22 protein-coding genes and 1 pseudogene are annotated in these 26,196 nt (G+C 62.1%); 11 read left to right on the top strand and 12 right to left on the bottom strand.

Annotated features, from left to right (window positions below; all coding sequences use genetic code 11):
- Positions 1–3: 3 nt before the first annotated feature.
- The 3 genes and pseudogenes from HBJ55_RS00575 to HBJ55_RS00565 form a co-directional block, all read right to left on the bottom strand.
- Positions 4–786: an alpha/beta fold hydrolase gene (locus tag HBJ55_RS00575; RefSeq protein ID WP_167109970.1), complete on the bottom strand. Its 783-nt coding sequence runs from the start codon at positions 784–786 to the stop codon at positions 4–6.
- Positions 787–835: 49 nt separating this feature from the next.
- Positions 836–1,507, bottom strand: coding sequence for a 7-cyano-7-deazaguanine/7-aminomethyl-7-deazaguanine transporter (locus tag HBJ55_RS00570; protein WP_167109968.1), 672 nt, complete (start codon positions 1,505–1,507; stop codon positions 836–838).
- Between the two features lie 206 nt (positions 1,508–1,713).
- Positions 1,714–3,648 (bottom strand): annotated as a pseudogene (locus HBJ55_RS00565) (propionyl-CoA synthetase); the annotation flags it as partial.
- A 341-nt stretch (positions 3,649–3,989) separates the two neighbouring features.
- On the opposite strand from HBJ55_RS00565, the gene HBJ55_RS00560 reads away from it, so the two are divergent.
- A complete protein-coding gene (locus HBJ55_RS00560; RefSeq protein WP_167110116.1) occupies positions 3,990–4,310 on the top strand; it encodes an ArsR/SmtB family transcription factor in 321 nt (106 codons plus the stop codon).
- A 19-nt stretch (positions 4,311–4,329) separates the two neighbouring features.
- Here HBJ55_RS00560 and sohB read toward each other — a convergent pair whose 3' ends face one another.
- Complete coding sequence (gene sohB, locus HBJ55_RS00555) at positions 4,330–5,370, bottom strand: protease SohB (protein WP_167109964.1); 1,041 nt, start codon at positions 5,368–5,370, stop codon at positions 4,330–4,332.
- Between the two features lie 144 nt (positions 5,371–5,514).
- On the opposite strand from sohB, the gene HBJ55_RS00550 reads away from it, so the two are divergent.
- On the top strand, positions 5,515–5,826 hold the full coding sequence (locus HBJ55_RS00550; protein WP_167109962.1) for an SCP2 sterol-binding domain-containing protein: 312 nt from the start codon (positions 5,515–5,517) through the stop codon (positions 5,824–5,826).
- 46 nt (positions 5,827–5,872) lie between these two features.
- Here the strand turns inward: HBJ55_RS00550 and nudC are convergent, their stop codons facing one another.
- The 4 genes from nudC to HBJ55_RS00530 are packed head-to-tail and all read right to left on the bottom strand — an operon-like array spanning position 5,873 to position 8,697.
- Positions 5,873–6,667, bottom strand: a complete 795-nt coding sequence (gene nudC, locus HBJ55_RS00545; protein WP_167110114.1) for an NAD(+) diphosphatase — start codon at positions 6,665–6,667, stop codon at positions 5,873–5,875.
- A complete protein-coding gene (dnaQ, locus tag HBJ55_RS00540; protein WP_167109960.1) occupies positions 6,654–7,418 on the bottom strand; it encodes a DNA polymerase III subunit epsilon in 765 nt (254 codons plus the stop codon). The genes nudC and dnaQ overlap by 14 nt, the downstream gene beginning before the upstream one ends.
- A gap of 3 nt (positions 7,419–7,421) precedes the next feature.
- The gene (gene rnhA, locus HBJ55_RS00535; RefSeq protein ID WP_240935929.1) at positions 7,422–7,919 is read right to left on the bottom strand and encodes a ribonuclease HI; all 498 of its coding nucleotides are present in this window, start codon (positions 7,917–7,919) and stop codon (positions 7,422–7,424) included.
- Positions 7,906–8,697: a class I SAM-dependent methyltransferase gene (locus HBJ55_RS00530; RefSeq protein WP_167109955.1), complete on the bottom strand. Its 792-nt coding sequence runs from the start codon at positions 8,695–8,697 to the stop codon at positions 7,906–7,908. Before HBJ55_RS00530 ends, rnhA begins: the two co-directional genes overlap by 14 nt.
- Positions 8,698–8,873: 176 nt before the next feature.
- On the opposite strand from HBJ55_RS00530, the gene gloB reads away from it, so the two are divergent.
- From gloB to HBJ55_RS00495, 7 genes are all read left to right on the top strand, one after another.
- Complete coding sequence (gene gloB / locus HBJ55_RS00525) at positions 8,874–9,641, top strand: hydroxyacylglutathione hydrolase (RefSeq protein WP_167109953.1); 768 nt, start codon at positions 8,874–8,876, stop codon at positions 9,639–9,641.
- Positions 9,642–9,694: 53 nt separating this feature from the next.
- On the top strand, positions 9,695–10,852 hold the full coding sequence (locus tag HBJ55_RS00520; RefSeq protein WP_167109951.1) for a transglycosylase SLT domain-containing protein: 1,158 nt from the start codon (positions 9,695–9,697) through the stop codon (positions 10,850–10,852).
- A gap of 112 nt (positions 10,853–10,964) precedes the next feature.
- On the top strand, positions 10,965–12,800 hold the full coding sequence (locus HBJ55_RS00515; protein ID WP_167109949.1) for an extracellular solute-binding protein: 1,836 nt from the start codon (positions 10,965–10,967) through the stop codon (positions 12,798–12,800).
- Positions 12,801–12,827: 27 nt separating this feature from the next.
- Positions 12,828–13,901 (top strand): microcin C ABC transporter permease YejB, encoded by a 1,074-nt coding sequence (locus tag HBJ55_RS00510; RefSeq protein ID WP_167109947.1) that lies wholly within the window; start codon positions 12,828–12,830, stop codon positions 13,899–13,901.
- Positions 13,902–13,905: 4 nt separating this feature from the next.
- Positions 13,906–14,991: an ABC transporter permease gene (locus tag HBJ55_RS00505; protein WP_167109945.1), complete on the top strand. Its 1,086-nt coding sequence runs from the start codon at positions 13,906–13,908 to the stop codon at positions 14,989–14,991.
- A complete protein-coding gene (locus HBJ55_RS00500; RefSeq protein WP_167109943.1) occupies positions 14,984–16,582 on the top strand; it encodes an ABC transporter ATP-binding protein in 1,599 nt (532 codons plus the stop codon). The genes HBJ55_RS00505 and HBJ55_RS00500 overlap by 8 nt, the downstream gene beginning before the upstream one ends.
- Before the next feature lie 147 nt (positions 16,583–16,729).
- Entirely contained in the window at positions 16,730–18,475 is a 1,746-nt protein-coding gene (locus tag HBJ55_RS00495) for a GGDEF domain-containing protein (protein WP_167109941.1), read from the top strand.
- 1 nt (position 18,476) lies between these two features.
- Here the strand turns inward: HBJ55_RS00495 and HBJ55_RS00490 are convergent, their stop codons facing one another.
- Together HBJ55_RS00490 and HBJ55_RS00485 are read right to left on the bottom strand one after the other, a co-directional pair.
- Positions 18,477–19,178 (bottom strand): pseudouridine synthase, encoded by a 702-nt coding sequence (locus HBJ55_RS00490; RefSeq protein ID WP_167109939.1) that lies wholly within the window; start codon positions 19,176–19,178, stop codon positions 18,477–18,479.
- Entirely contained in the window at positions 19,178–19,993 is an 816-nt protein-coding gene (locus tag HBJ55_RS00485) for an amidohydrolase (RefSeq protein ID WP_167109937.1), read from the bottom strand. The genes HBJ55_RS00490 and HBJ55_RS00485 overlap by 1 nt, the downstream gene beginning before the upstream one ends.
- Before the next feature lie 157 nt (positions 19,994–20,150).
- Here HBJ55_RS00485 and rarD point away from each other — a divergent pair, with 157 nt between their 5' ends.
- Entirely contained in the window at positions 20,151–21,089 is a 939-nt protein-coding gene (gene rarD, locus HBJ55_RS00480) for an EamA family transporter RarD (protein ID WP_167109935.1), read from the top strand.
- 30 nt (positions 21,090–21,119) lie between these two features.
- On the opposite strand, the gene HBJ55_RS00475 is transcribed toward rarD, so the two are convergent.
- Positions 21,120–22,712, bottom strand: coding sequence for a methyl-accepting chemotaxis protein (locus HBJ55_RS00475; protein WP_240935928.1), 1,593 nt, complete (start codon positions 22,710–22,712; stop codon positions 21,120–21,122).
- 206 nt (positions 22,713–22,918) lie between these two features.
- Positions 22,919–24,193 (bottom strand): O-acetylhomoserine aminocarboxypropyltransferase/cysteine synthase family protein, encoded by a 1,275-nt coding sequence (locus tag HBJ55_RS00470; RefSeq protein WP_167109933.1) that lies wholly within the window; start codon positions 24,191–24,193, stop codon positions 22,919–22,921.
- A gap of 123 nt (positions 24,194–24,316) precedes the next feature.
- Between HBJ55_RS00470 and HBJ55_RS00465 the strand changes: the two genes are divergently transcribed.
- Complete coding sequence (locus HBJ55_RS00465) at positions 24,317–26,029, top strand: SulP family inorganic anion transporter (RefSeq protein WP_167109930.1); 1,713 nt, start codon at positions 24,317–24,319, stop codon at positions 26,027–26,029.
- Positions 26,030–26,196: the final 167 nt, after the last annotated feature.

Raw genomic sequence — 26,196 nt, 5'->3', positions numbered from 1 at the left:
CCTTCAGTCGGCCAGCGAATTCAGGAAATCGTTGACTGCCGACTGGAACGCTTCGGGCTGCTCGGCGTGCAGCCAATGGCCGGCCTCTTCTAGAGTCACCAGGCGCGAATTGGGCAGCGCCTCGCGCAGACCCGGCAGGGCAGAGTCCGGTACGTAGTTCGATCGTCCTCCCCGTAGCACCAGAGCCGGTCCCTCGAAGGCACCCTCCCCGGCCGGTGCTCGCATGATGTCGCGGTAGCCAGCCTCGATCTGGTCGAGGCCGACTCGCAATACCAGCCCACCACTTTCCCCACGCTCGAGATTGGTGGCCAGAAACAGCCGTGTGGCACGCTCGTCGACATGCTCGGCCAACAGTTCATCGGCTTCGCGCCGATTCGCAGGGTTGCCACGCTGGAGGTGCCTGAGCCCGGCGAATACGGCGTCATGGCCATGGCCGTAGGCCTGTGGTGCGATATCCGCGACTATCAGCGATGCCACACGCTCGGGCGTCAGCCGCGCCAGGCTGATGACGACCTTGCCGCCCATGGAGTGGCCGAGCAGGTGCGCCTTCTCGATATGCAAGCGTTCCATGAGTGCCAGCAGGTCTTCGGCCATCTCGCGGTAGCTCATGCCTTCGGCATGGGGCGAGCGGCCGTGGTTACGCAAGTCGACCGCCACCACGCGCCGCCGATCCTGCCACTGCTTGACGTGTGAACGCCAATTGTCGGCACTGCCCAGCAGGCCGTGGACCACCATCAGGGGGGTGCCCTCTCCGCCGGTATCCTGATAGTTGAGTTCGACGCTCATTCTTATCTCCCCGTGGTTATTGGCTTGGCAGTGCCAGGATACTTTCCGCTCAAGAGCGCTGAGGCGTCAGGTCCTGCTGCCCGGTGAACTCCACTAGCCTGCGACTCAGCCAGGCCAGCAGCACGCCATATAGCGGCAGGAAGAACAGCAGGCTGATACCGAGCTTGATCACGTAGTCCACCGTAGCGATTTCAACCCAGTTCGCCGCCATGAAGGGATCGGGACTGCGATAGAACGCCATGGCGAAGAACGCCGCCGTATCGGCAAGGTTGCCCAGTACGGTGGAAACCGCCGGCGCTATCCACCATGCCTGCAGGGTTCGCAGACGATCGAAGACTTGCACGTCGAGCAGTTGGCCCAGCACGTAGGCCATGAAACTTGCCAACGCGATACGGGCCACGAACAGGTTCCACTCTCCCAGTGCTTCGAAGCCGACGAAACTACCGCGCGGAAAGACGACCGAGACGATATAGGAGATGACCAGCGCCGGCAGCATGACCCGCAAGATGATGGCCCGGGCCGGCTCCTTGCCGAACAGCCTCACCGTAAGGTCGGTGGCAAGGAAGATGAAGGGAAAGCTGAATGCCCCCCAGGTGGTGTGTAACCCGAATAGAGTAAAAGGCAACTGCACGAGATAGTTGCTGGCGGCAATCACCAGGATATGGAACGACACCAGCAATAGCAGGCAGCGGCGCTGCTGCGCTTGCGACAATACGAACATGGGCGAATCCTTTTTGGCGGCCTTGGCGTGGCCATGTCGACTGGCGAGGGGTGAGGGAACCCTCGCCGGTGTCCGACATAATCGGGCACCGGAATGAGGCGGAAATTATACGTGTCACTCAAGGCGCTGGCCAATACGCAATCATGGGCCATCAACAAGCGCGCCGCCCGGTGGGCAGCGCGGCGCAGCTCCTGATTCGGCCCTGCTCAGACCTGTCGAGCCTCGTGGGCGGAGCCGACGTCACGTATCCTCATGGCTTCATGCACGTCCTGGAGGCTGGCCGGATCGTCGATAGTCGAAGGCACGCCGTACTCCTTGCCGTCGGCAATGTTGCGCAGCAGCTTGCGCAGGATCTTGCCGGAACGGGTCTTGGGCAGCCGGTTGACTACCAGGACCTGCTTGAAGCAGGCGACTGGACCGATCTTCTCACGCACCAGCGCGATCAGCTCGTTCTCGAGCGTGACCTCGTCGCCGTCGAAGCCGTCCTTGGGTATCACCAGGCCGACTGGAATCTGCCCCTTGAGCGCATCGTGGATGCCGATGACGGCACATTCGGCCACCGCCTTGTGCGCGCCGACCACCTCTTCCATTTCTCCAGTCGAAAGCCGGTGCCCGGCCACGTTGATGACGTCATCGGTGCGGCCCATGATGAACAGATAGCCATCCTGGTCGAAGTAGCCGCCGTCGCCGGTCAGGTAATAGCCCGGGAAAGCCGCCATGTAGGCACTGTGGAAGCGTTTCGGGTCGCCCCATATCCCCACCAGGCACCCCGGCGGCATGGGCTGCTTGATTACCACGCTGCCTTGCTCCATCGGCCCGGCCTGTTCGCCCTCGCGGTTGAGAATCTGCACGTTGAAGCCGGGTACCGGCACGGTGGCGCTGCCGGCCTTGGTGGCCATTGGCTCCAGCCCCTGCAGGTTGGCGGCGATCGGCCAGCCGGTCTCGGTCTGCCACCAGTGGTCGATCACTGGCACCTCGAGCATGTCGTCGAGCCAGTGGAAGGTCGGCGGGTCGAGGCGCTCTCCGGCCAGGTAGAGCGCCTTCAGGCAGGAGATGTCGTACTGTTGCAACAGCTTGCCGTCAGGATCCTCCTTCTTGATCGCACGAAAAGCCGTCGGTGCAGTGAAGAAGCTCTTGACACGGTACTGGCTGACGAGTCGCCAGAAGGCGCCGGCATCAGGCGTCTTGACCGGCTTGCCCTCGTAGACGACCGTGGTACAGCCGCGCAGCAGCGGCGCATAGACGATATAGGAGTGGCCCACTACCCAGCCAACGTCCGATGCAGAGAAGAACACGTCGCCCGGCGCCACGTCGTAGATGGTTTCCATGGAGTAGTGCAGCGCCACAGCGTAGCCCGCCGTGTCGCGGACCACACCCTTGGGCTTGCCCGTGGTGCCCGAGGTATACAGCACGTACAAGGGATCGCTGCCCCTGACCGGCACGCAATCGGCCGGGGTGGCACTCTTCAGCAGCTCTGCCCAGTCGTGGTCGCACGGACCGAGTTCGGCACGCTGCTGCTCACGCTGCAGGTAGATACAAGCGGCGGGCTTGTGCTCGCTCTGCTCGATAGCCGCCTGAATGTTGGGCTGGTAGGGAATTACCCGGTCGATCTCGATGCCGCAGGAGGCTGCCACAACGACCTTCGGCTGAGCATCGTCGATGCGCACGGCGAGTTCATGCGGGGCGAAGCCGCCGAAGACCACGGAGTGCACGGCTCCCAGACGCGCGCAGGCGTACATCGCCACCAGGGCCTCCGGGACCATGGGCATGTAGATGACGACCCGGTCGCCCTTCCCTACCCCGAGACCCTTCAAGGCGCCAGCGAACAGTGCCACCTCGTCGCGCATTTCACGATAGGTCAGGGTGCGCTTGCCGCCCGTGACCGGCGAATCCCAATAGACGGCCGGCTGGTCGCCACGTCCCTGTGCGACATGGTGATCCAGCGCTGCATGACAGATGTTCATCTCACCATCCGTGTACCAACGAGCGTGACCCTGCTCGTCATAGTCGAGAATGGCACGGGGTGGCGTGAACCATGGGATTCGCTGTGCCTGCTCGGCCCAGAAGGCTTCCGGCTGGTCGATCGAACGTTGAAATTCGGAGTTATAGGTTGTCATCGTCCTGTCCGGCATCGCTGAAAACTTAGATTGTTGACACTTTAGGGTTTTTTCCCGAAATTTCCTTCATACTATTGGCTAATTCTGGCTGAAAGGCTGAGACAAGGCACATTTTGTGCGAATGATTGTTGACAATTAGAGCCTGATGCTGATGCGAAGAGTTACTAAGTTGATTCTTCGTTTGACAGCCGCAGTGTCACTATCAATGATGACTAAATCAGCAAGGCATGACCAAACTTGGGCACTGCCGGATCGCACCGTCTGCGACAGGTGGTTTGCGCTTCCTGTCGTGGGCCGAGGTAGCCGCCCGAAGCCGCCTGTCCGGAGCCAGCTTTTTACTCGGACAGCAATACGGGGAGATCATCATGAGCACCTCGAACAACGCTGCATCTCGCCTTCTCCAGGCCGGCAATCCGGCCATCGACCAGGCCACCGCACTGCTGAAGGCACTGGCAAACGATAACCGGTTGCGCATCCTGTGTTTGCTGGATGGATCCGAGCTGTCGGTCACCGAACTCAACCAACGGCTGGCCTTGAGCCAGTCGGCCTTGTCCCAGCATCTGGCGATTTTGAGGCGGGAAGGTCTGGTCTCGACGCGTCGAGCATCACAGACCATCTACTACTCGCTGCAGGGGGAGCAAGCGCGCCAGATGATTGGAGCGCTCGTACAGCTGCAGGAAGCGTGACGAAGCCCGGGGTACCGGTTCAGCGCTTTTCCCAACGACTTGCATCGAGTCGTTCCAATAGGCGTTCGACACCTCCTTCCACGCCTTCCCTGACGGCCATGCCGAGCCGTTTGCCCAGTGGATGCCGAGCTTCCAGGCGAACGCTGACCACACGTGCCTCCTCCATCCGTGCCATCAGATAGGCCTCACTGGTACCCAGGGCGTCCACCAGTCCTTTTTCGAGTGCATCGCGCCCATACCACACCTCGCCCGTCGCTACCGCCTCGATGTCGAGCGTTGGGCGGCGCTCGGTCACGTGCTGCTTGAACAGATCGTGTATGTGCTCCAGGTCCGATTGGAACTTCTCCCGTCCCTCCTCGGTGTTCTCCCCGAATACGGTAAGGGTTCGCTTGTACTCGCCAGCGGTATGTAGCTCGATATCGACGTCATGACGCTTGAGCAGGCGATGAACGTTGGGCAGTTGGGCCACAACACCGATCGAGCCCAGAACGGCAAACGGCGCGGCGCGCAGATGGTCCGCGGCGCATGCCATGAGATAGCCACCGCTGGCTGCCACCTTGTCCACGCATATCGTGGTGCTGAGTCCTGCTTCTCGTAGTCGGTCTACCTGAGCGGCCGCCAGCCCATAGCCGTGCACGAGACCTCCCGCAGACTCCAGGCGAATCACGACCTCGTCCCCATCGCTCGCTGCCGCCGTGACAGCAGAGATTTCTTCGGCGAAACGCCCTACTCCCGTGGCCTTGAGATCACCAACAAAATCCAGTACCCATACCGTACCGCGTGGCTCGCCAGCCTGTTTGCGGCCAGCTCGGGTGCGGCTCTTGTCATCGCGCCGGAAGGCCTTGACCAGGCGTTTGCGTGCGTTCGGCTCGGTAGCGGCCAGTGCCAGGCGGCGTCGGCGGTATTCGTGACGAGCGTTCAGTTCCTCGACCCGCAGCCGAACGCGCTCACTCGCCTCGCTCTTGATGCGTGTAATCACGATGACCGCGACCACGACCAGCAGTGTCAGGATCGACGTCTGCACGACGAAGCGTCCCATGTCCATCAGCCATTCATTCACGTCGCCACTCCGTTTTGCGTTGTGCGCCCAATCGTGACTCCAGGCAGCATCACTGACAATGGGCTTGATTGAAACAATCGTTTGAAATAATCTCTGCCAGAAGAGTCCCGCTAACCACTGATTACCCGTAAAGGAAATGTCCCCATGTCCACTTCGACATTAGACAAACTGCAAGAGCGCTTCGACCCCCAGGCTGCCCAGGGCATGGACGACGTCTTCCAGTTTCACTTCAGCGACAACGGTAGTCACTATCTGGTAGTGAAGGATGGCACCCTGGCGATCGAGGAAGGCGAACATGACGACCCTTCCGTATCGCTCTCCATGAGCAGCGACACGTTGAAAGGTATCATGACCGGAGAAGTCAATGGCATGACGGCTTTCATGACCGGCAAGCTCAAGGCCACAGGCAACGTGATGCTGGCTACCAAACTGACGAGCCTGTTCCCGAATCGCTGAAAGCAGCGTTGCTGAATCGCTATGGGCCGCCTTCAGGCGGCCCATTTCATTGCAGCCTGCTCAATTGGCCGATGCCGTCGGCCACCTCGGCAAGGTGGGTCTCGATCAATGCCCGCGAAATGGAATATGGCGGCGGCAACTGCGGTAGTCCTTTCGGGTGGAACCAGGCGGCGTCGGCGATCTCGATACCGTCGATACGGATGCGCCGACTGGCCGCTTCGGCAAAGAAGCCCAGCATCAGCGCATGTGGGAAGGGCCAGGCCTGACTACGGTAGTAGCGTATCCGCCCTACAGTGATGCCCACCTCTTCGTACACTTCACGATGCACCGCTTCTTCGGCAGATTCTCCCGGTTCGATGAAGCCCGCCAGGGTGGAGTAGCGCCCGGGCGGAAAGCGCGGGCTGCGAGCCAGCAGCATGGCATCGCCATGGGTAACCAGGGTAATGATGCACGGCGAGATACGAGGGTAGTTGCGGTGTCCGCACTGGTTGCAGTGCATGGCGAATTCGGCATCGAGCCGGGCCGCAGGCGCACCGCAACGGCCGCAGAAGCGATGGTCGCGCAACCAGGCCGCCACTTGTAAGGCCGTGGAAATCAGGGGAAACCAGGATTCGGGAAGGCGGGAAAGCCATTGACGTCCATCGGGCCAGTGCTCAGCGGCATGCTCTTCCACCGAAAGGCCGATCGGTTCGTCGTGCCAGTAGGCCAGCGGCTGCGCGTTCTCGGGCCAAGGCTGCGCCAGTTGGAGAGGGGTGTCATCAGGGCCCGGGGCAATGCGCCCCGAGGCGACCCGAATCAGCCGCCCATGGCTGGCTTCAAGCGGCAGCTCACGGCGCAGCATCGTGGCTCCCATGATGCTGGCTCGCCAACATATCCCACTGGCAGCTTCCTGCCGCCTGGCGAATCTGCTCGAGCTTGGCCTGATGCGCCGCGAGCTCAGCTTGGCCAGGGCGCAACACGCGTAGGGTGCCGGCGGCAAGCGACATGCGGCGGATCGACAAACCGCTGGCCATGGCCTGGTTGTCACTCCGCTCTTCGGCATCCAGTGACAGCGCCGTCTGGCCGCCAGTCATGGCCAGGTAGACGTCGGCCAGAATCTCGGCATCGAGCAGTGCTCCGTGCAGCACGCGACGACCGTTGTCGATCTCGTAGCGCTTGCACAGTGCGTCGAGGCTGTTGCGCTGCCCGGGGTGACGCTCACGGGCCAGTTGCAAGGTATCGAGGATGCGGCAGTGCTCTGCCACCGGCCCTAGGCGTGGCTCACCGCGCACACCCAGCAGCAGCGTGAACTCATTGTCGATGAAGCCGACGTCGAATGCTGCGTTGTGGATCACCAGTTCCGCGCCGCGAATGAATTCCCAGAAGGCATCGGCGACCTCGGCGAATACCGGTTTGTCGATGAGGAATTCGTTGGTGATGCCGTGCACTCCAATGGCCTCGGCCTCGACCTCACGCTGCGGGTTGATGTACTGATGGTAGGTGTTGCCTGTCAGGCGCCGGTTGACGAGCTCCACGGCACCTATCTCGATCAGACGGTGGCCCTCACGGGGGTCGATGCCGGTGGTTTCGGTATCCAGAACGATCTGACGCATGATTTAGGACTCAGGTTGGGTGGCTTGCGACTTGCCACGGGTCCAGTGGGCATCAATGGCGGCGTTGGCCAGCGCATCGGCACGCTCGTTACCGGGGTGGCCGCTGTGCCCCTTGACCCAGTGCCACTCGATACGATGGCGATGGGTCTCCTCGAGCAGCTCCCGCCACAGTTCGGCGTTCTTGACCGGCTGCTTGCTTGCCGTCTTCCAGTTGCGCTTCATCCAGCCGTGTATCCACTCGGTAATGCCGCGGCGCAAGTATTCGGAATCGGTCCACAGCTCCACGTCACAGGCCTGCTTGAGTGCTCGCAGCGCCATGATCGCTGCCATCAGCTCCATCCGGTTGTTGGTAGTGGTCGCTTCGAAGCCGTTCAGGGTCTTCTCATGTCGGCCACTGCAGAGCACAGCCCCCCACCCACCCGGCCCGGGATTGCCGCGACAGGCTCCGTCGGTATGTATGATGACTTTGGGCAATGGCTTGTCGGGGTCACTGGCACTCAACTTCGGTGGTCCTTCTGCTCGGTTCCGGTGCGGTACTGCCGACACGCGTGGCATGACCCAGCGCACCACCGCCCAAGGAGCCCTGCAGCCTCAACCTGGGACGCTGGCTCTGAGCGAGTCGGCTTCGGCGGCGGGCGTGAATGATGTAGCTATCACCCAGCGGCACGTTGTGGCGCCGCCCCAGCGTTTCCAGAACGGCATTGTTAGGTGGGCTGCCGGGCAGGTGAAAGCCGCAGTAGTCTACCCGCTCGACGCGGAAGTCGACAAATGCGAGCCACTCGCCCAGCTTGGACGGCGTGCGCCAATGTCCACGCCAAGGCAGGCGGCTGCGGCGCCCCGGCGAGAATCGCGCGAGACCGCCCAGGCCCAGCGGCATCCAGCCAAGCACGATCAGGCAGCCATCGTCAGCGGTGACCCGGGCCGCCTCCTGCAGCAGCCGATGAGGCTCGTCGACGACCTCCAGCAGATGGTGGACGATGACGAGGTGAAGGCATTCATCGGGCAGCGCGAGCGCATCCAGGGGGCACACCAGGGCGGAAGCGGTTTCGGATAGTTCGGTCGTCGGTGCCCAGCGTATGTTATGACGGATGGGCGACATGTCGGTGAGCGAAGGTCCAATGCCGAGCTCCAGGCTGTGACCACCGTGCAGGCTTTCGCAGATCGGCCCCAGGCAGGCTCGCTCGGCACGCCAATGGGCCTGACCGTCCTCGCTGGACCAGTAGCGGCGCCCTTCTCGACACAACCGTGCCAGGGCAAGCGCTTCATGCGGGTTTGACATTACTGACCATTACCTCCATGATCACCGGTTTTGCAGGCCATTTCTGGCTTTTTGCCGTGCTCGGCCCTTATCGAGCGAACATCCGCGGTGGCGCCCTGCTGTGCCGCCAGGGGCGAGGAACGGACCAACGAGCGCCACTCACTTCGGTTGACGACGCGACGAAGGACAGACCGCCTATGCTGAGCGTGACACCGATTCCCGCTTTAAGCGACAACTATATCTGGCTCATGCGCCAGGATACGAGCCCCGACGTCTGTGTCGTGGACCCAGGCGACGCGGAGCCGGTCATTCGTGTCCTCGAGCAAGAAGGGCTCACTCTCGGCACTATTCTCGTTACCCATCATCACCCCGATCATACCGGCGGGCTGACGGAACTCATCGATCGCTACTCGCCGCAGGTAATCGGACCCGACAATCCAGGCATTGACGGCCTGACGAAACGCGTCGGGAAAGGCGATACCTGTCGTGTCATGGGGCGGCGCTTCGATGTCCATGAGGTGCCGGGGCATACCCTGGATCATATCGCGTTCTTCACCGCCGGCATCCCGCCCCTGCTGTTCTGCGGCGACACGCTGTTTTCCGCAGGCTGTGGCCGCCTCTTCGAAGGCACTCCCGAGCAGATGTACCGTTCGCTGCAGATCCTGACCGGATTGCCAGACGACACGCTGGTGTTCGCTGCTCATGAGTATACCTTGGCCAACCTCAAGTTTGCCCGGGCGGCCGACCCGCACAACCGGGATGTCGCCGATGCCATTGTCGAGGCCCAGCGCGCCCGCGATCTCGACCGCCCCACCCTGCCGAGCCATCTGGCCCGGGAGAAGCGCATCAACCCCTTCTTGCGCTGCGACGAACCGGACATACGCGCCACGGCTGCACAGTATGGCAATACCGATACCGACCAGGCCACTTTCACCACCCTGCGTGCCTGGAAAGACAGTTTCTAGAATCGACGCATCCCATGGGCAGCGTGAACCACACCTGCCCTGAAGGAGAACGCATGACCTACCGAACGACGCGGCAGTGGACATTGGCCCTTGCCGGTGGTATCGCCTTGATCGGTGCGCTGTCGGCGACCAGCCCGACACTACTGGCAAGCCCGCATCCCGGCGCTGCGCCGGCCCACTCCTCCCACCATTTCTGGGACGACCTGAACCTCGAGTATCTCCCCGGCGATGCATGGGAGCGGTTGCGCGACAACTTGGAATGGCATGATCGCCGCCATGATGCCAGGGTGCAGGAGTGGATCGATCACTACCGTGCCAACCCTGGCAATATTGCCGAGATCATCGAGCGCGCCCGGCCTTGGATGGCCTGGATCAACGAACAGGTCGAACTGCGGGGCCTGCCGGGCGAGATCGGCTTGATCCCTTTCGTGGAGAGCTCCTACGACCCCTTGGCACGTAGTCATCGAGGTGCCGCCGGCCTGTGGCAGTTCATGCCCGGTACCGCCGATGCCCTGGGCCTGCATCGCCACAATGGTTACGACGCCCGCCTCGACGTCGTCGCCTCGACCCAAGCGGCGCTGGATTATATCGAGCTGCAGGCCGAGCAGTGGTACGAGGGGGACATCGAGCTCTCGCTTGCGGCTTACAATGCCGGCGCCGGGACGGTGAACCGGGCTCGACACGCCGCGGCGGCAAGCGGTGCGCCCAGTGATTACTGGCATCTGCAATTGCCCAGCGAGACGATGAACTACCTGCCCAAGCTCAATGCCATCGCTGCCATCATCGATGATCCCGAGGCTCATGGCATCACACTTCCCGAGATAGACGACGCACCCGCTTTTGCCAAAGTACCGGTCACCGCACCTATCAACCTGGCGCAGTTGGCCAATACGACTGGCGTGAACCATACCGAACTCGCTGCACTGAATCCCGGGCTGACCAATGGCACTGCCAGCCCCGCCACGGTCGACGAAGTACTGGTGCCCATCGAACAGGAAGAGGCCATACTGGCGGAGCTTAGGGCTCCGGCTCAGTCGACTCCCCACGAAGGCGCACAGTACCTCGTCCAGCGTGGCGACAGCCTCTCTGCCATTGCCGGCCGCCATGGCATCAGCGTGGCCGAACTGCGCCGGCACAACGGTCTCAGCGGCGATGTCATCCACACCGGCCAGCAGCTCGAGATTCCACGTCGCAGCCTTGCGGCACGTTGAAACCGGCAGCGACCATCCGTCGCATATCGAGGTTTACAAGCGACGGATGGCCTGACACCTTATGGCGGTAACGCCCGGGATGCCGGGCCAGCCTCCACCAAGGATGTCATTGATGCGGTTCGTCTTGCGTTCCACTCTCGTCTGTTGCCTATTGCTTGGCTGGGGAGCGCCATCGTTCGCCGACGAAGCGGACGAGGTGCCGACGGTGCATGGGCTGGCCCTTTACGATGAGCCGGCTCTGCCCGCCGACTTCAGTCACTTTCCTTATGTCGACCCGGACGCCCCCAAGGGCGGCAGCATGACCCAAGCCGCGGTGGGCAGCAGCTTCGATTCGACCAATCCCTTCATCATCCGCGGCACGCCGGCGATCGGCGTCGGCGAGATCTACGATACCTTACTGGTGCAGAACCTCGACGAGCCGTTCAGCGCTTACGGCCTGCTGGCCGAGGGTATTCGCCTCGATCCGGATCGCTATTGGATAGAATTCGACCTGCGCCCCGAGGCGCGCTTTCACGACGGCGAACCGGTGACTGCCGAGGATGTGGTCTATAGCTTCCATCTGCTGCGCGATGAGGGCAATCCCTTCTACCGCGGCTACTACGCCGACGTGGAGAGCGTCGAGGCGCTCGATCGCCACACCGTGCGCTTCGAGTTCTCCTCCAACCACTCCCGTGAACTGCCGCTGATCGTCGGCCAACTACCGATCCTGCCCAAGCACTACTGGGAGGAGCGCGATTTCTCCAGCCCCACACTGGCCCGACATCCCGGCTCAGGGCCCTATCGCATCGGCGAGGTGGACCCCGGCCGCCGCATCGTCTACGAGCGCGTAGAGGACTACTGGGGCCAAGAACTGCCGGTCAACGTGGGACGGCACAATATCGACCACCTGATCTACGATTACTATCGTGACCGCGACATCGCCTGGGAGGCGTTCAAGGCCGGCGTAATGGACTACCGCACCGATGCCCGCGCAGCGACCTGGGCCATCGGCTATGACTTCCCGGCCTATCGTGAGGGGTTGGTTAAGCGTATCACCGTGCCGGATGGCCAGCCGTCGCGCATGCAGGCCTTCGTGTTCAATCTGCGGCGAGACAAGTTCCAGGATCTGAGGGTGCGCGAAGCGCTCAACCTCACTTTCGATTTTCCCTGGCTCAATGCCAACCTCTTCTATGATACCTATCGCCGCACCGAGAGCTACTTTCAGAACTCGGACATGGCGGCCGAGGGTCTGCCGAGCGACGCGGAGCTCGAGCTGCTCGAGCCCTTTCGCGACGAGCTACCGCAGCGGGTCTTCGACGAACCACTGCCCATCGCCCATCCCCAGAATCTTCGCGAGCGCCTGCGGCTTGCCTACGACCTGCTGATCGAGGCGGGCTACGAGGTGCGCGACGGCACCCTGGTCGATGCCGAGAGCGGTCGCCCGCTCACGGTCGAGGTGATGCTCTACGACAGCGGCATGGAGCGCGTCGTGCAGCCAATGCTGCGCAACATGTCGAGACTGGGTATCCACGGCAGCCTGCGCATCGTGGATATCAACCAGTACCTCAACCGGGTGCGCGGTTTCGATTTTGACATCATCGTCGGTCAGTTCCCGCAGTCCAACAGTCCTGGCAACGAGCAGCGCGAATACTGGACCAGTGAATTCGCCAACAGCCCACAGAGCCGCAACCTGATGGGACTGGAAGATCCTGCCGTTGACGATCTGGTCGAACGGCTGATCCGTGCCGATAGTCGTGAGGAACTGAATACCGTGGCGCGTGCGCTGGACCGAGTTCTGCGCTGGAGTTTCATCACCATTCCGCAGTACCACTCCGGCGAGACACGAATCGCCGTCTGGGACAAATTCGGTTATCCGCAGCCCTTCCCGAAGTACGGGCTCGATCTCGCCGCCTGGTGGGTCGATGCCGAACGTGAAGCAGAGATCAACCAGCGCCTGCGCCGCCGCTAGGCCGCCGCCCCATGAGGATGACCTGACGTGAGCCGCTACATCCTGCGCCGACTGCTGCTGATGATTCCCACTCTGGTGGGGATCATGCTGCTCAACTTCATCATCGTGCAGGCCGCCCCGGGAGGGCCGATCGACCAGATGCTGGCCCGCTTCGAAGGTGTGGACAGCATGGTCAGCACGCGCATGGACGCCGGCGGCGGCGATGTGGTGGTACGCGACGAGTCGCGTGGCGCACGCGGCATCGATCCGCGCTTCATCGAGCAACTCGAACAACAGTTCGGTTTCGACAAGCCGGCTCACGAGCGCTTCCTGGGCATGATGCGTGACTACGCCACCTTCGATTTTGGCAACAGCTTCTTTCGCGATCGGCCGGTCGTCGAGCTGATGATCGAGCGATTGCCGGTCTCGGTCTCGCTGGGGCTCTGGACCACCCTGCTGGTTTACCTGATCTCGATACCGCTGGGCATACGCAAGGCACTGCACCACGGCTCGCGTTTCGACGTTTGGACGTCAGGACTGGTCATCGTCGGCTACGCCATTCCCGGGTTCCTGTTCGCCATCCTGTTGATCGTGCTTTTTGCCGGCGGCAGCTACTGGGACCTTTTCCCCCTGCGAGGGCTGACCTCGCCGGATTTCGGTGAGCTTTCCACCTGGGGCAAGGTCAAGGACTACTTCTGGCATATCACCCTGCCGGTTACGGCCATGACCATCGGCAGCTTTGCCACCCTGACCATGCTGACCAAGAACAGCTTCCTCGACGAGATTCACAAACAATACGTGCTGACAGCACGAGCCAAGGGCGCCAGCGACAGCCGTACGCTCTATGGCCACGTGTTCCGCAATGCCATGCTGATCATCATTGCCGGCCTGCCCGGCGCCTTGGTGACGATATTCTTCACCGGTTCGCTACTGATCGAGGTGATTTTCTCGCTGGAGGGGCTCGGGCTACTCGGCTTCGAGGCGGTGATGCAGCGCGACTATCCGGTAATCTTCGGCACGCTGTTCCTGTATACGCTGATCGGGTTGATCCTCAAGCTGGTTTCCGATCTCACCTACGTGTGGGTAGATCCGCGCATCGATTTCGAGACACGGGAGTCCTGAGCCGATGGCATTTGCGTTCACTTCAAAGCTCTCCCCCATCGCGCGTCGTCGCATCGAAGTCTTTCGCCGCAACCGGCGTGCCAGGGTCTCACTATGGATCTTCCTTGCGCTGTTCGTGGTGAGCCTGGGCGCCGAGCTGATCGCCAACGACAAGCCCATCGTCATGCACTACGACGGCGAGTGGTACGTGCCGCTATTGGTGGATTACCCCGAGACGGAATTCGGCGGTTTTCTGCCCACCCGCACCGATTATCACGACCCCTTCATTCGCGAGCAGCTCGAGAAGGACGCTTCGACCATATGGCCGTTGATTCCCTTCTCCTACCAGACACTGGACATGCAGATGATGCGTCCATCCCCCTCGCCTCCTGATTCGCGGCACTGGCTGGGCACGGACGATCAAGGCCGCGACGTACTGGCGCGCGTGATATACGGTTTTCGCCTGTCGGTGTTCTTCGCCCTGGTGCTGACCGGGAGTTCGCTGGTAATGGGCGTGATCATCGGCGGCATTCAGGGATACTTCGGTGGCAAGACCGATCTGATCGGGCAACGCCTGACCGAGATCTGGTCCGGGTTGCCGGTACTGTTCCTGCTGATTATCCTGGCCAGCTTTGTTCAGCCCGGCTTCTGGTGGCTATTGGGGATCATGCTGTTGTTCTCGTGGCTTGGCCTGGTGGACGTGGTGCGCGCCGAGTTCCTGCGTGCCCGCAACCTCGAGTACGTGCGTGCCGCCAAGGCCATGGGGCTGCCGTCACGGCTGATCATGTGGCGTCACGTGCTGCCCAACGCCATGGTGGCCACCCTCACCTTCATCCCGTTCCTGTTCACCGGAGCCATCACCACGCTGACGGCACTCGACTTCCTCGGTTTCGGTCTCCCGCCAGGCTCGCCCTCGCTGGGTGAACTGGTGGCCCAAGGCAAGAACAATCTGCATGCGCCCTGGCTTGGCATTACTGCCTTCGTCAGCCTGTCACTGATGCTCTCGCTGCTGGTCTTCATCGGTGAAGGGCTGCGTGACGCTTTCGATCCACGACATATTCAGCACGCATCCAGCGCCACGCCGCTGACCAGGACCCAGCCCAATGCATGACACTCGTTCCCAACCCTTGCTGCGCCTCGACAAGCTCTCGATTGCCTTCGATGGCAAACCGGTCCTGCGCGAACTGACTTTGGAAGTGCGGCGCGGCGAAACCCTGGCACTGGTCGGTGAATCAGGCTCCGGCAAGTCAGTCTCGGCCCTCGGCACCATGAACCTGCTGCCAGACAATGCCCAGGTTACTGGTGGGCGCTGGTTGGGTGACACCGACCTCACCACCCTCAAGAAACGGGAATGGCAGGCACTGCGAGGCGGTCGCGTTGGCTTCGTGTTCCAGGAGCCGATGACCTCGCTCAACCCATTGCATACCGTGGCCAAGCAGATTGGCGAGACGCTGCGCCTGCATCAAGGGCTGTCGGGGCGCGCCGCCCGGGAGCGAACTCGGCAACTGCTCGAACAGGTCAAGCTGCCGCGTCCCGATGAGCTGCTCGATGCCTGGCCGCACCAGCTCTCGGGCGGTCAGCGTCAGCGCGTCATGATCGCCATGGCCATCGCCAACGATCCTGAGCTGCTGATCGCCGATGAGCCTACCACGGCGCTCGACGTCACCGTGCAGCAGGAGATCCTGGCCCTGCTCGCCGAGCTGCGCGACCGGCATGGCATGGGCATGCTCTTCATTACGCACGACCTCAACCTGGTGCGGCGCCACGCCGACCGCATCTGCGTGCTCTATGACGGTATCGAGCAGGAGACGGGCCCCGTCGGCGAGGTCTTTGCCGCACCACGCAGTGCCTATACGCGAACGCTACTGGATGCCGAGCCGGCCGGGCGGCCGGCGCCCGTCTCCTCAACCCAGGCGTTGCTCGAGGCACGCGGGGTTGCAGTAAGCTTCCAGCGGCCCAAGCGCCTGTTCGCCAGGCGTCCTCCCGCCTTCGAAGCGGTGAAGCCGATCGACTTGCACCTGGCACCGGGTGAGACACTGGGAATCGTCGGAGAATCCGGCTCCGGCAAGACCACCCTCGCCATGGCACTGCTGAGGCTAGTGGAGAGTCGCGGCGAGATCGAACTCGACGGTGAACGGCTCGACCGCCTTACCGGCAATGCCCTGCGCAAGCGTAGGCGCCGCATCCAGGTAGTCTTCCAGGATCCCTATGGTTCGTTGTCGCCACGCATGCCGGTATCCGACATCATCAGCGAAGGCCTGCGTTTCCACTACCCTGAGCTTGCCGACGACGAAGTGAAGAAACGCGTCCAAGCCGCCATCCTGGAGGTGGGCCTGCCCGCAGACTGTGCGGCACGCTATCCGCATGAGTTTTCCGGCGGCCAGCGCCAGCGTATCGCCGTAGCCCGAGCGCTGATTCTGGAACCAGCGCTTGTGGTGCTCGATGAGCCCACCTCGGCATTGGATCGCACAGTGCAGAAGCAGCTCGTCGAACTGCTGCGCGACCTTCAGGCTCGCCGAGGATTGAGTTTTCTCTTCATCAGCCATGACCTGGCCGTGGTGCGTGCCATGGCCCATCGCGTGTTGGTGTTGAAGGATGGTGAACTGGTGGAACAAGGGGACTGCCAAACACTGCTTTCCGCCCCTACCAGCGACTACACACGAGCATTGGTCAATGCAGCAGGCCTTGCTGCTCAGAGTTAATTATGTAGAGGGTAAAACAAGTTTTTCCGCTAAAAAAAGATAACGGTATAAATCATTGAAGGACCTAAGAATGCCGAACGCGCTCTGCAGTCGCCTTTACCTTATACTTGGGCCTCGTGCCCGTCATGGATAGTGGTAACGCCTCACATGAGCTGTCTTGTCCACCTGCTGCGGCTATCCGCGCTACTGGTGTTGTTCACGTTACCTGTCGTAGCGACTGCATCGCCCGTGGATCTCGAAGCGGGCTGGGAATATCGCTGGGGGGACTCACCTCGGCTCGACGACGGCACACCGGCGTGGCTCGTCGAATCAGGAACGGCGGCTAACTGGCAACCCATCGACTTCCCCTCCAACCCACCCGGCCGCGAAGGGAATCGACATGTGTGGTTTCGAATCACCCTGCCCGAGGGTAATTGGCGTGACCCGATTCTTTATATCTACAGCATCGACCTGATTGCCCAAGCCTATCTGGATACCGAACTGATCTACCAACACGGTACTTTCGACGCTCGTGGCGAAGGACCTTTCATCGGCTGGCCCTGGCATGCGATCAGCCTGCCCGAGAACTTCGCCGGTCGCCAGCTCACCTTCCGGGTCTACTCCAACTACACCGATATCGGACTGTGGGGTGAAGTCCGTCTGATGGACCGTCCCGAGTTCTTCGCCATGATCATGAATCGCTCGGCAACCGACCTGATGGTCAGCGCCTTCTGCCTATTGCTTGCACTCTTGGCCGGAGGCTTTGCGATGATTCACCAGCGCCGCCAGACTTTTGTCGGTATTGGGCTCTTTTCGCTCGCCTCGGGCGTGATGATCCTGGCCGAGACCCAGGCCAGCCAGCTGCTGATGGCGACCCCGCTGTTATGGAACTATCTGGCGGCGGCTGGGTACTACGCACTTCCGGTGGGCATCGGCCTCTTGCTCGAATCCTGGTTCTCGAACCATCATTCGCGCTGGATTCGGCGCCTGTGGCAACTTCACCTTGGCTACCTGACGCTGGCTCTGGGCCTGGCCCTGAGTGGCGTCATCAACCTCTCCAGCACCTTTCCACCTTACGATGCTCTCTTGGCCATCAGCTTGCCGGTGCTGTTCGTCCTCATCGCCACACGCCTCAAGCAGCTCAACGGAGAGCAGCGGCTGATCATCGCGGCCTATGGCCTGTTCGCCTTGTTGTTGCTGCTCGACATGGCGGTTGCCCATGGCCTGCTGCCGTGGCAACGAATTCCGGTCAGCCTGGGTGCACTGGGCTTCAGTCTCGCCATAGTGGCGATTTCACTGCGCCACTACGCCCTTACTCAGCGAGAACTGGTCGAGCTGAACCAGCACCTCGAACGACAGGTTGCCGATCGCACACAGGATCTGCAGCACATGGTCGAACAGCTGCGGGCATTCTCCTATCAAGACCCTCTGACCGGCTTGAAGAACCGCCGTCACTTCGACGAGTTCTTCGCTCATGAGGCGGCCATCGCCCGGCGCGGCTCGACGTTGACCCTGGTTATGCTCGATATCGATCATTTCAAGCATTTCAATGACCTGTACGGGCACGAGGCCGGCGACGCGGTACTGGTGGATTCGGCACGGCTGATCGGCGAACACTTCCGCGAGGCCGACGTTGTCTGCCGCCTGGGTGGCGAGGAGTTTGTCGTGGTAATGCCTGGCGCCACGGCACAGCAGGCCAGCGAAGCGGTCGAGCGATTACTGGACTCCATGCGTCGGCAACGCTTTCTTCATGGCGGCGAAGTGCTCGGCTGCGTCAGCCTCTCCTGCGGCATCGCCAACTATCCGGCACATGCCGACGACCCGATCGAATTGATTCGCCTGGCCGATCAGGCACTCTACCGGGCCAAACATCGTGGCCGAGACCGTAGCGAAACCTATGAGCCGTCCACCTGACTCAAGTAAACATCGCCACCTCATCGTCGCTCAACTCGCGCCACTCCCCCACAGCTAGATTCCCTAGCGACAGCGGCCCCACCGATTCGCGATGCAGCATCGTGACGTGATTGCCGATGGCGGCAAACATGCGCTTGACCTGATGATAACGTCCTTCGTACAGGGTCAGCTCGGCCTCGTAGCTGCTCCGCATCACCAGTTCTGCAGGTAGCGTCGGTTTATCCTCCCCCTCGAGCAGCATTCCCTCGGCGAAGTGCTGGGCGGCGGCGGCCAATGCCTCGTCTGCGAGCGGTTCGGCCAAGGTGGCGAGATAAACCTTGGCGCAGCGCTTGCGCGGTGAGCTCACCCGGTGCGACCACTGGCCATCGTCGGTTAGCAGCACCAACCCGGTGGTATCGACGTCGAGCCGCCCCACCGTCTGCAGGCGCTCGGCCTTGGGCAGATCGATGAGGTCGACGGCGCGAGGATAGAGCCCGCGCCGGGCGCTGCACTCAACGTCGGCTGGTTTGTTGAGCATCACGTAGCGCAGGCCGACCAAAGCCAGCGGCTGCCCGTCCCACTCCACTCGGTCGGTCACTTCCACTTGGCTGGCTGGTTGCTTGATGACCACTCCGTTGACGCTGACTTCACCGCGATGCAGCGCCTTCTTGGCCAGACTGCGAGTCAGTTGCGTGGTTTCCGCCAGAAAGCGGTCAAGGCGCATCAGTACCCGACTCCGACGGCTAGCGTGAAATGGTCGGCGTCGCGCCAGGCGGGAAATTTCTCGCGGAAGGCATCGAGGTCGGCGCGGGAAAGCGTTCCGGTCTTGATGAATACGGTATCGCGCGGCTCGTCGATGATCGCTTCGCCTTTGTAATCCACCAGCATGGAGTCACCGGAGTAGCGCATCCCATTGGCATCCTCGCCGACGCGGTTGACGCCGATGACTGGGCACAGGTTCTCGATCGCCCGTGCTTGCAGCAGGATTCGCCATGGATGTCGCCGTGGCGCCGGCCAGTTGGCGACGCACAGCAGAGCATCGTACTCGAAGTGCTCGTCGGGCCCTGGGCTCTGGCGCATCCATACCGGGAAACGCAGGTCGTAGCAGACGCTGAGCAGGATGCGGAATCCCTTCAGCGTCACGATTACCCGGTCGTGGCCCATGGAGTAGCGTTCATGCTCGCCGGCCATGCGGAACAGGTGCCGCTTGTCGTAGCAGACCCGGCTGCCGTCCGGTCTCGCCCAGATCAGGCGGTTGTAGTAGCGGCCATCCTCGACGATCGCCACACTACCGGTCACGACGCACTTGCGCTTGCATGCCTGTTCGGTCAGCCATGCAGCGGCGCGGCTTTGCTCCATGGGCTCGGCCATCTCGCGGGAGTTCATGGTAAAGCCGGTGGAGAACATTTCGGGCAGCACGATGAGATCGGTCTCGCCACCATCGAGCTCGCCCAGTTGTTCTTCGAGCATGCGACAGTTGGCCTGAGGATCTTCCCAGCGCAGGTCGCACTGGACCAGGGTCGTACGCAAATCGCTCATGGAGTGGTTCCCTTGCGGTTACTCGTCTATCGCATCAGCCTAACTCAGGCTGGCAAAGACGTCAGCCTGCTTGCGCGCTTGCGAAACGACGCCGGGACCATGGAGCCGAGTTCAATAGGCTGCTAAATTGTAGCCTTAATTCTTCAGAGTGACCGGCATGTCCCTGCAGTTCATGAGTGATCGCGAAGCCGCACGTGGCGTCGGCTTCGGTCTGGCCGCCTACGTCATGTGGGGCTGCTTTCCCCTGTTCTTTGCCTTGTTCGAAGGCATACCCGCCTACGAGGTGCTGATACATCGCATCATCTGGTCGTGCCTGTTCCTGGTCGGGCTGGTCACTCTGCTCAAGCGCTGGGCTCCCATCCGCAAGGCATTCACCCAGCCCAGGCGCCTGGGCCGTGTGCTTGGCTGCGCCGTGCTGATCGCTATCAACTGGGGGCTCTATATCTATGCCGTCGAGACCCGTCAGGTGTTCCAGGCCAGCCTCGGCTACTTCCTCACGCCCTTGGTCAACGTTGCACTGGGCATGCTGGTGCTGCGCGAGGCCATGGCCGGGCTGCAGCGCATTGCCGTCTTGCTGGCCGGCATGGCCATCGCCATCCAGCTGATGTTGCTGGGTGAGCTGCCCTGGATCAGTCTGACGCTGGCGCTGAGCTTCGGCACCTATGGCCTGCTGCGCAAGCAGGTACCTCTCGACGGGCTCTCAGGTCTCTTCGTGGAAACCCTGCTGTTGCTGCCGCTAGGGTTGATGGCTCTCGCCTGGCTCAGCGCAAACGACCTCTCACACTTCCTGGGCGGGTTTCGCGTGTCGCTGCTGCTGGTGGCAAGCGGTGTGATCACTGCCTTGCCGTTGCTGGCCTTCGCCGGGGCGGCTCGACGCCTGCGTCTCGCTACGCTGGGGTTCCTGATGTACCTCAACCCCTCCATCCAGTTCTTCATCGCACTGTTGGTGTTTCACGAGCCGCTCTCGCCGGTGCAGCTAGCCACCTTTGTACTGATCTGGGCTAGCCTGGCGCTCTACTCCTGGTCGGCCTGGAGTACCCGGACACGCTCGCCATTGGCGCCAGCCGGCACCGCATCAGCGCCAGAGCAGCGCTGACACGGCGAAACCGCGCCAGCGCTCGAAGGGTTACGCCGTCTCGGGCTTGTAGCCGACACGGAACCCGCCCCAGTGCTTGCCACCCACGTAGATGGGGACGGAGAGGTCGTGCATGATCTCGCCGGTGTCGCGCTTGTAGGTCTGCAATAGCAATGTCTGCTCGTGGGTTCCGCAGCGTTGACCGGTGGTATCTTCATAGATGCGCCGGTTGCGACAGAACTTCAGGTCGTGCTCGTAGTCACCGGTAGGCGGCTTGCTGCTTTGTACGTTATGCGTAGGAATGTAGCCGCGGCGGTCGATACCGATGGCATAAGCCACGCCCAATCGCTCCAGCAGCGGCTCCTGCACGGCCGGGAAGTTCTCGTCGGTGTAATGCACGAAACCGGTCTCGTACTGCACCGGGTTGGTTCCCGGAATTGGCGTGTACTGGGCATGAAAGAGAGTCTGCTCGTCCAGTTCGCCATGCTTGAGCGCTGAATCGAGCATCGCGCCGATCTTGATTGCCGCTTGTCGTGCGGCCTCGAACATCTGTTGATGGCGACCTTCGAGGCGCTGCTGGGCGAGTGCCGCATCGACGGCTTCGGCGCCCTCCATCAGGGCACGAGCCTGGCTCGCCAGGCCGTGCATGTCGCGATTGCCCTGCTCGGCGTCCTCCTCCAGCGTGCCCAGGGTACCGGCCACGCGCTGGGAGTGCCGGTTGGTATCCTCCATGGACTCGGCGATGGAGCGAATCTCGCCTTCCACCTGATCGAAATGGCCCGTCATCTCGGTAAGTTGCTCGCCGACCTTGCTCATCTCCTTGGCCCGGTCGCCAACGCGCTGCATCAGATGCCCGATGGTATCGACCACGCGATGGCTGCTGTCGCCGATATCCCCCACCAGCGCTTCGACGTTGCGCGTGGCATCGGCAGTACGCCCAGCGAGCTGACGCACCTCACCGGCCACCACCGCAAAGCCTCGTCCATGCTCGCCGGCCCGGGCGGCTTCGATCGAGGCATTGAGGGAAAGTAGATTGGTCTGCTCGGCAATCTCTTCGATCAGCGAGGTCACGTGACGCACGCTGTCCGCCTTCTGGCTCAATATGTTGAGCAGTTCCAGCGCCTCTTCGGAGCGCTCGGCCAAGGCTTGCATTTCATCGATCACCTGTCCCAACGACTCGCGACTGACATGGCTGGCATCACGCGAGCGGCTGGCCAGTGTGGCCACGTTGGAAGCGCTGGCCGCAACCTGCTCGATCGCCGAGGTGATTGCCGCCATGCTCGAGGAGGCTTCGCGAACGGTCTGCTCCTGCCGCTCCAGGCGCTGGTCCATTCGATCGGCATGGTGAGAAACCTCGGCGGAAGCGATCGCCGTGGTGCTGGCCTGACGAATCAGGCCATGCGCCATGCGCCGCAGCGAGAGATAGTCGCGGGAAGCGGGTAGCCAGACATGGAAACGGTCGTTGGCCAATGAAGCGGCACTCGCGCGATAGATCGCGGCCAGACCACTCAACGCGAGCATTGCACCCGCGAGCGACGCCAACCCCACGGAGAGGAGCGCCTGCCATTCGGCGCCGCCTCGGTAGCCGATCAAAAAGCCGGCGGCAAGCGCAACCGCGGCCAGCAGGAGCATCAGTATCCGCATGCGTGTCGTCTCTTTGTTATAGGTGTCTGCGAAGATTAACTTTATGTAAGCGAAGTTCGCATCACCACTTTCGCCTGACAGACGAAAGCGCTACTCAAGTCCTATCTCGAGTGGCCGATAGTGCCTCTTTGGCCAGCGCGCTCTCCTCTTCGATACGATGCAACTGCAACGCCGGACGTCTCCCGCTGCGAGACGCCAGCGGATTCTCAGCTCTGGCTGGCAGCCAGTGCCTGCTCCAGGTCGGCAATGATGTCATCGACGTGCTCGATACCGATAGAGAGCCGCACCATATCGGGCGTCACGCCGGCGGCGACGAGTTCGTCGTCACTCAGTTGGCGGTGAGTGGTCGAGGCCGGAATCGATGAACAGGTCTTGGCGTCGCCGATGTTTACCAGGCGCAGGATCATGTTCAAAGCATCGTAGAAGCGCGCCCCTGCATCGCGACCACCCTGAATGCCGAAGCTGAGAATGCCCGAGGCGTGCCCATCCATGTAGCGATGGGCCAAGGCATGATCCTTGTGGCCCGGAAGCCCGGCATACTGCACCCAGGTGACCGACGGGTGCCCTTCCAGGTATTCGGCCACTCGCTGAGCGTTGTCGCAAATGCGCTCGATGCGCAGTGCCAGCGTTTCCAGCCCCTGCAGCAGGTTCCACGCCGCCTGGGCGGAGAGTGCCGCCCCCATGTTGCGCAGCGGCACCACCCGAGCCCGGGCGATAAAGGCCGCCTCGCCCACGTCTCGGGTATAGCTCACACCATGATAGGAAACGTCCGGCTCGTTGAGCAGCGGGAAGCGTTGCGGTTGATCGGCCCAAGGAAACTTGCCTGAATCGACGATCACCCCACCCACTGTCGTGCCGTGCCCGCCGATGTACTTGGTCGCGGAGTGGATGACGATATCGGCACCGTGCTCGATCGGCCGCCACAGGAAAGGCGTGGGCACAGTATTGTCGACGATCACGGGCACACCGTGGCGATGGGCGACCTCCGTCAGCCTTGCCATGTCGACCACGCTGCCGGAGGGATTGCCGACGCTCTCGCAGAATACCGCCTTGGTGCGTGCATCGATCAGCGACTCGATGCCGTCGATATCGTCCTTGTCGGCGAAACGCACCTCGATGCCCTGTCGCGGCAGCGTGTGAGCAAAGAGGTTGTAGGTGCCGCCATATAGCTCGCTGATCGAGACGATGTTGTCGCCGGCCTCGGCGATGGTCTGGATCGCATAGGTGATCGCAGCCATGCCCGAGGCCACCGCCAGACCGGCAATCCCGCCCTCCAGCGCAGCGATACGCTGCTCGAGTACGGCACATGTCGGATTCATGATGCGTGAATAGATGTTTCCTTCGACCTTGAGGTCGAACAGGTCGGCGGCATGCTGGGCGCTGTCGAAGGAGAACGAGGTGGTTTGATGAATCGGTACCGCCACGGCGTGCTGGTCATTGGGGGCGTAGCCGTGGTGCAGAGCGATGGTCTCGGGCTTCATGGCGTGTCCTGTGAGGTTGACGAATCGTTCGGGTTTTATATCAACCGATGCTAACCAAGACTCAACCCATCCACCAATATCGTTTAGTCTGGTCACTCTCCCACCCTGACGCGAAGAGACGGGATGCTCAAACGCTACCTGCCGATCCTCACCTGGCTGCCTCACTACAACCGCCGCCTCGGCGCTGCCGATCTGTTGGCAGGTTTCATCGTCACCGTAATGGTGATACCACAGTCCTTGGCTTATGCCGTACTCGCCGGCCTGCCGGCCGTCGTCGGGCTCTATGCCAGCCTGCTTCCGGCGCTGGCCTACGCATTGCTCGGCACCAGTCGCACCCTGGCCGTAGGGCCGGTCGCCATCATCGCGCTGATGACCGGTGCGGCACTCTCCGGCGTTGCCACGCCGGGCACGAATGAGTATCTGCAAGCCGCGCTGGTGCTCTCCCTGCTGTCGGGTGCCATCCTGATCATCATGGGGCTGCTGCGCATGGGCTTCGTGGCCAATTTCCTCAGTCACCCGGTGATCGGCGGCTTCCTCTCGGCCTCGGGCATCCTCATCGCCGCCAGTCAAATCGGCCACCTGCTCGGCATCGAGCTGGCCGCCCGGGAACTGCTGCCGCGCTTGGCGGAGCTGGTACAGAATTTTCCCCAACTGCACTTGCCCACCCTAGCCATCGGCCTGGGGAGCCTTCTCTTCCTGTTGCTGATGCGCCAGTTCGGCCGAGCCAGCCTGCGTCGGCTCGGTCTGTCCGGACAACTGGCCGACCTGCTGACCCGGGCCGGGCCAGTCTTCGCCGTGCTGGTTACCACGCTGGCAACATGGCACTGGGGGCTCGAGCAGCGCGGCGTGACCGTGATCGGCGACATCCCACAGGGCCTGCCACCGCTGACCCTACCCGGCTTCGATGCCACACTGTGGCAGGCCCTGCTGGTACCGGCGCTACTGATCAGCATCGTCGGCTTCGTCGAGTCCGTGTCCATGGGCCAGATGCTTGCCGCTCGTCGGCGTGAGCGCATCTCGCCCAACCAGGAGCTGCTGGCTCTTGGCGGCACCAATCTGGCGGCGGCATTCACGGCCGGCATGCCCGTCAGCGGTGGCCTGACGCGGACGGTAATCAACCATGACGCCGGCGCGCAGACGCCGTTGGCCGGCCTGTTCGCCATGTTCGGTATTGGAGCGGTGACGCTGTTCCTCACTCCTGCGCTCCATTACCTACCCATTGCCACCCTCGCGGCTACCATCACGGTGTCGATCATCACCCTGATCGACGTACCCATGATTCGCCAGACCTGGCGCTATTCACGCAGCGATTTCTCGGCCATGGCCCTCACCATCCTGCTGACCCTGGTCGAGGGCGTCGAAGCCGGCATTCTTGGCGGCGTCACGCTCTCCATCGGTCTGTTCCTCTACCGCACCAGCCGCCCCCACAGCGCGCTGGTGGGACGGATTTCGGGCACCGAGCACTTCCGCAACGTCGAGCGTCACGACACCGAGACCGCCAGTCACCTAGCGCTGCTGCGCATCGACGAGAGCCTCTACTTCGCCAATGCCCGATACCTGGAGGATACCGTCTACGACCTGGTGGCAACGCGGCCCGAACTCGAGCACGTAGTACTGATCTGCTCGGCGGTAAACCTGATCGACGCCTCGGCCCTCGAGAGCCTGGATGCCATCAATGCCCGTCTCAATGACTCACGCGTCATGCTGCACCTGGCCGAGGTGAAGGGGCCGGTCATGGACCAGCTCAAGCGCAGCGACTTTCTCGACGACATGACCGGGCGGGTTTTCCTCAGCAGCTATGCCGCCTGGCGCGAGCTCTCTCGCCCTCCGGAATAATCGAGCCGTCATACCATGGTCGAAGGTTTCGTTTTCCTGACCAGCCTGACTTTCGACAACATCCTCTTTTACTTCTTGTTTTTAATTTTCACCAAGCCTGATTCCGCACTGCGAAAAGCAAGTCACATCTCAACGGTGAGCATGCGTTGACACCGTCGCCGGGGGTT

The organism is Billgrantia bachuensis (assembly GCF_011742165.1).
GTDB lineage: Bacteria > Pseudomonadota > Gammaproteobacteria > Pseudomonadales > Halomonadaceae > Halomonas > Halomonas bachuensis.
Note: the sequence above shows the minus strand (reverse complement) of the source record. Positions and strands in the feature narration are given on the sequence as shown.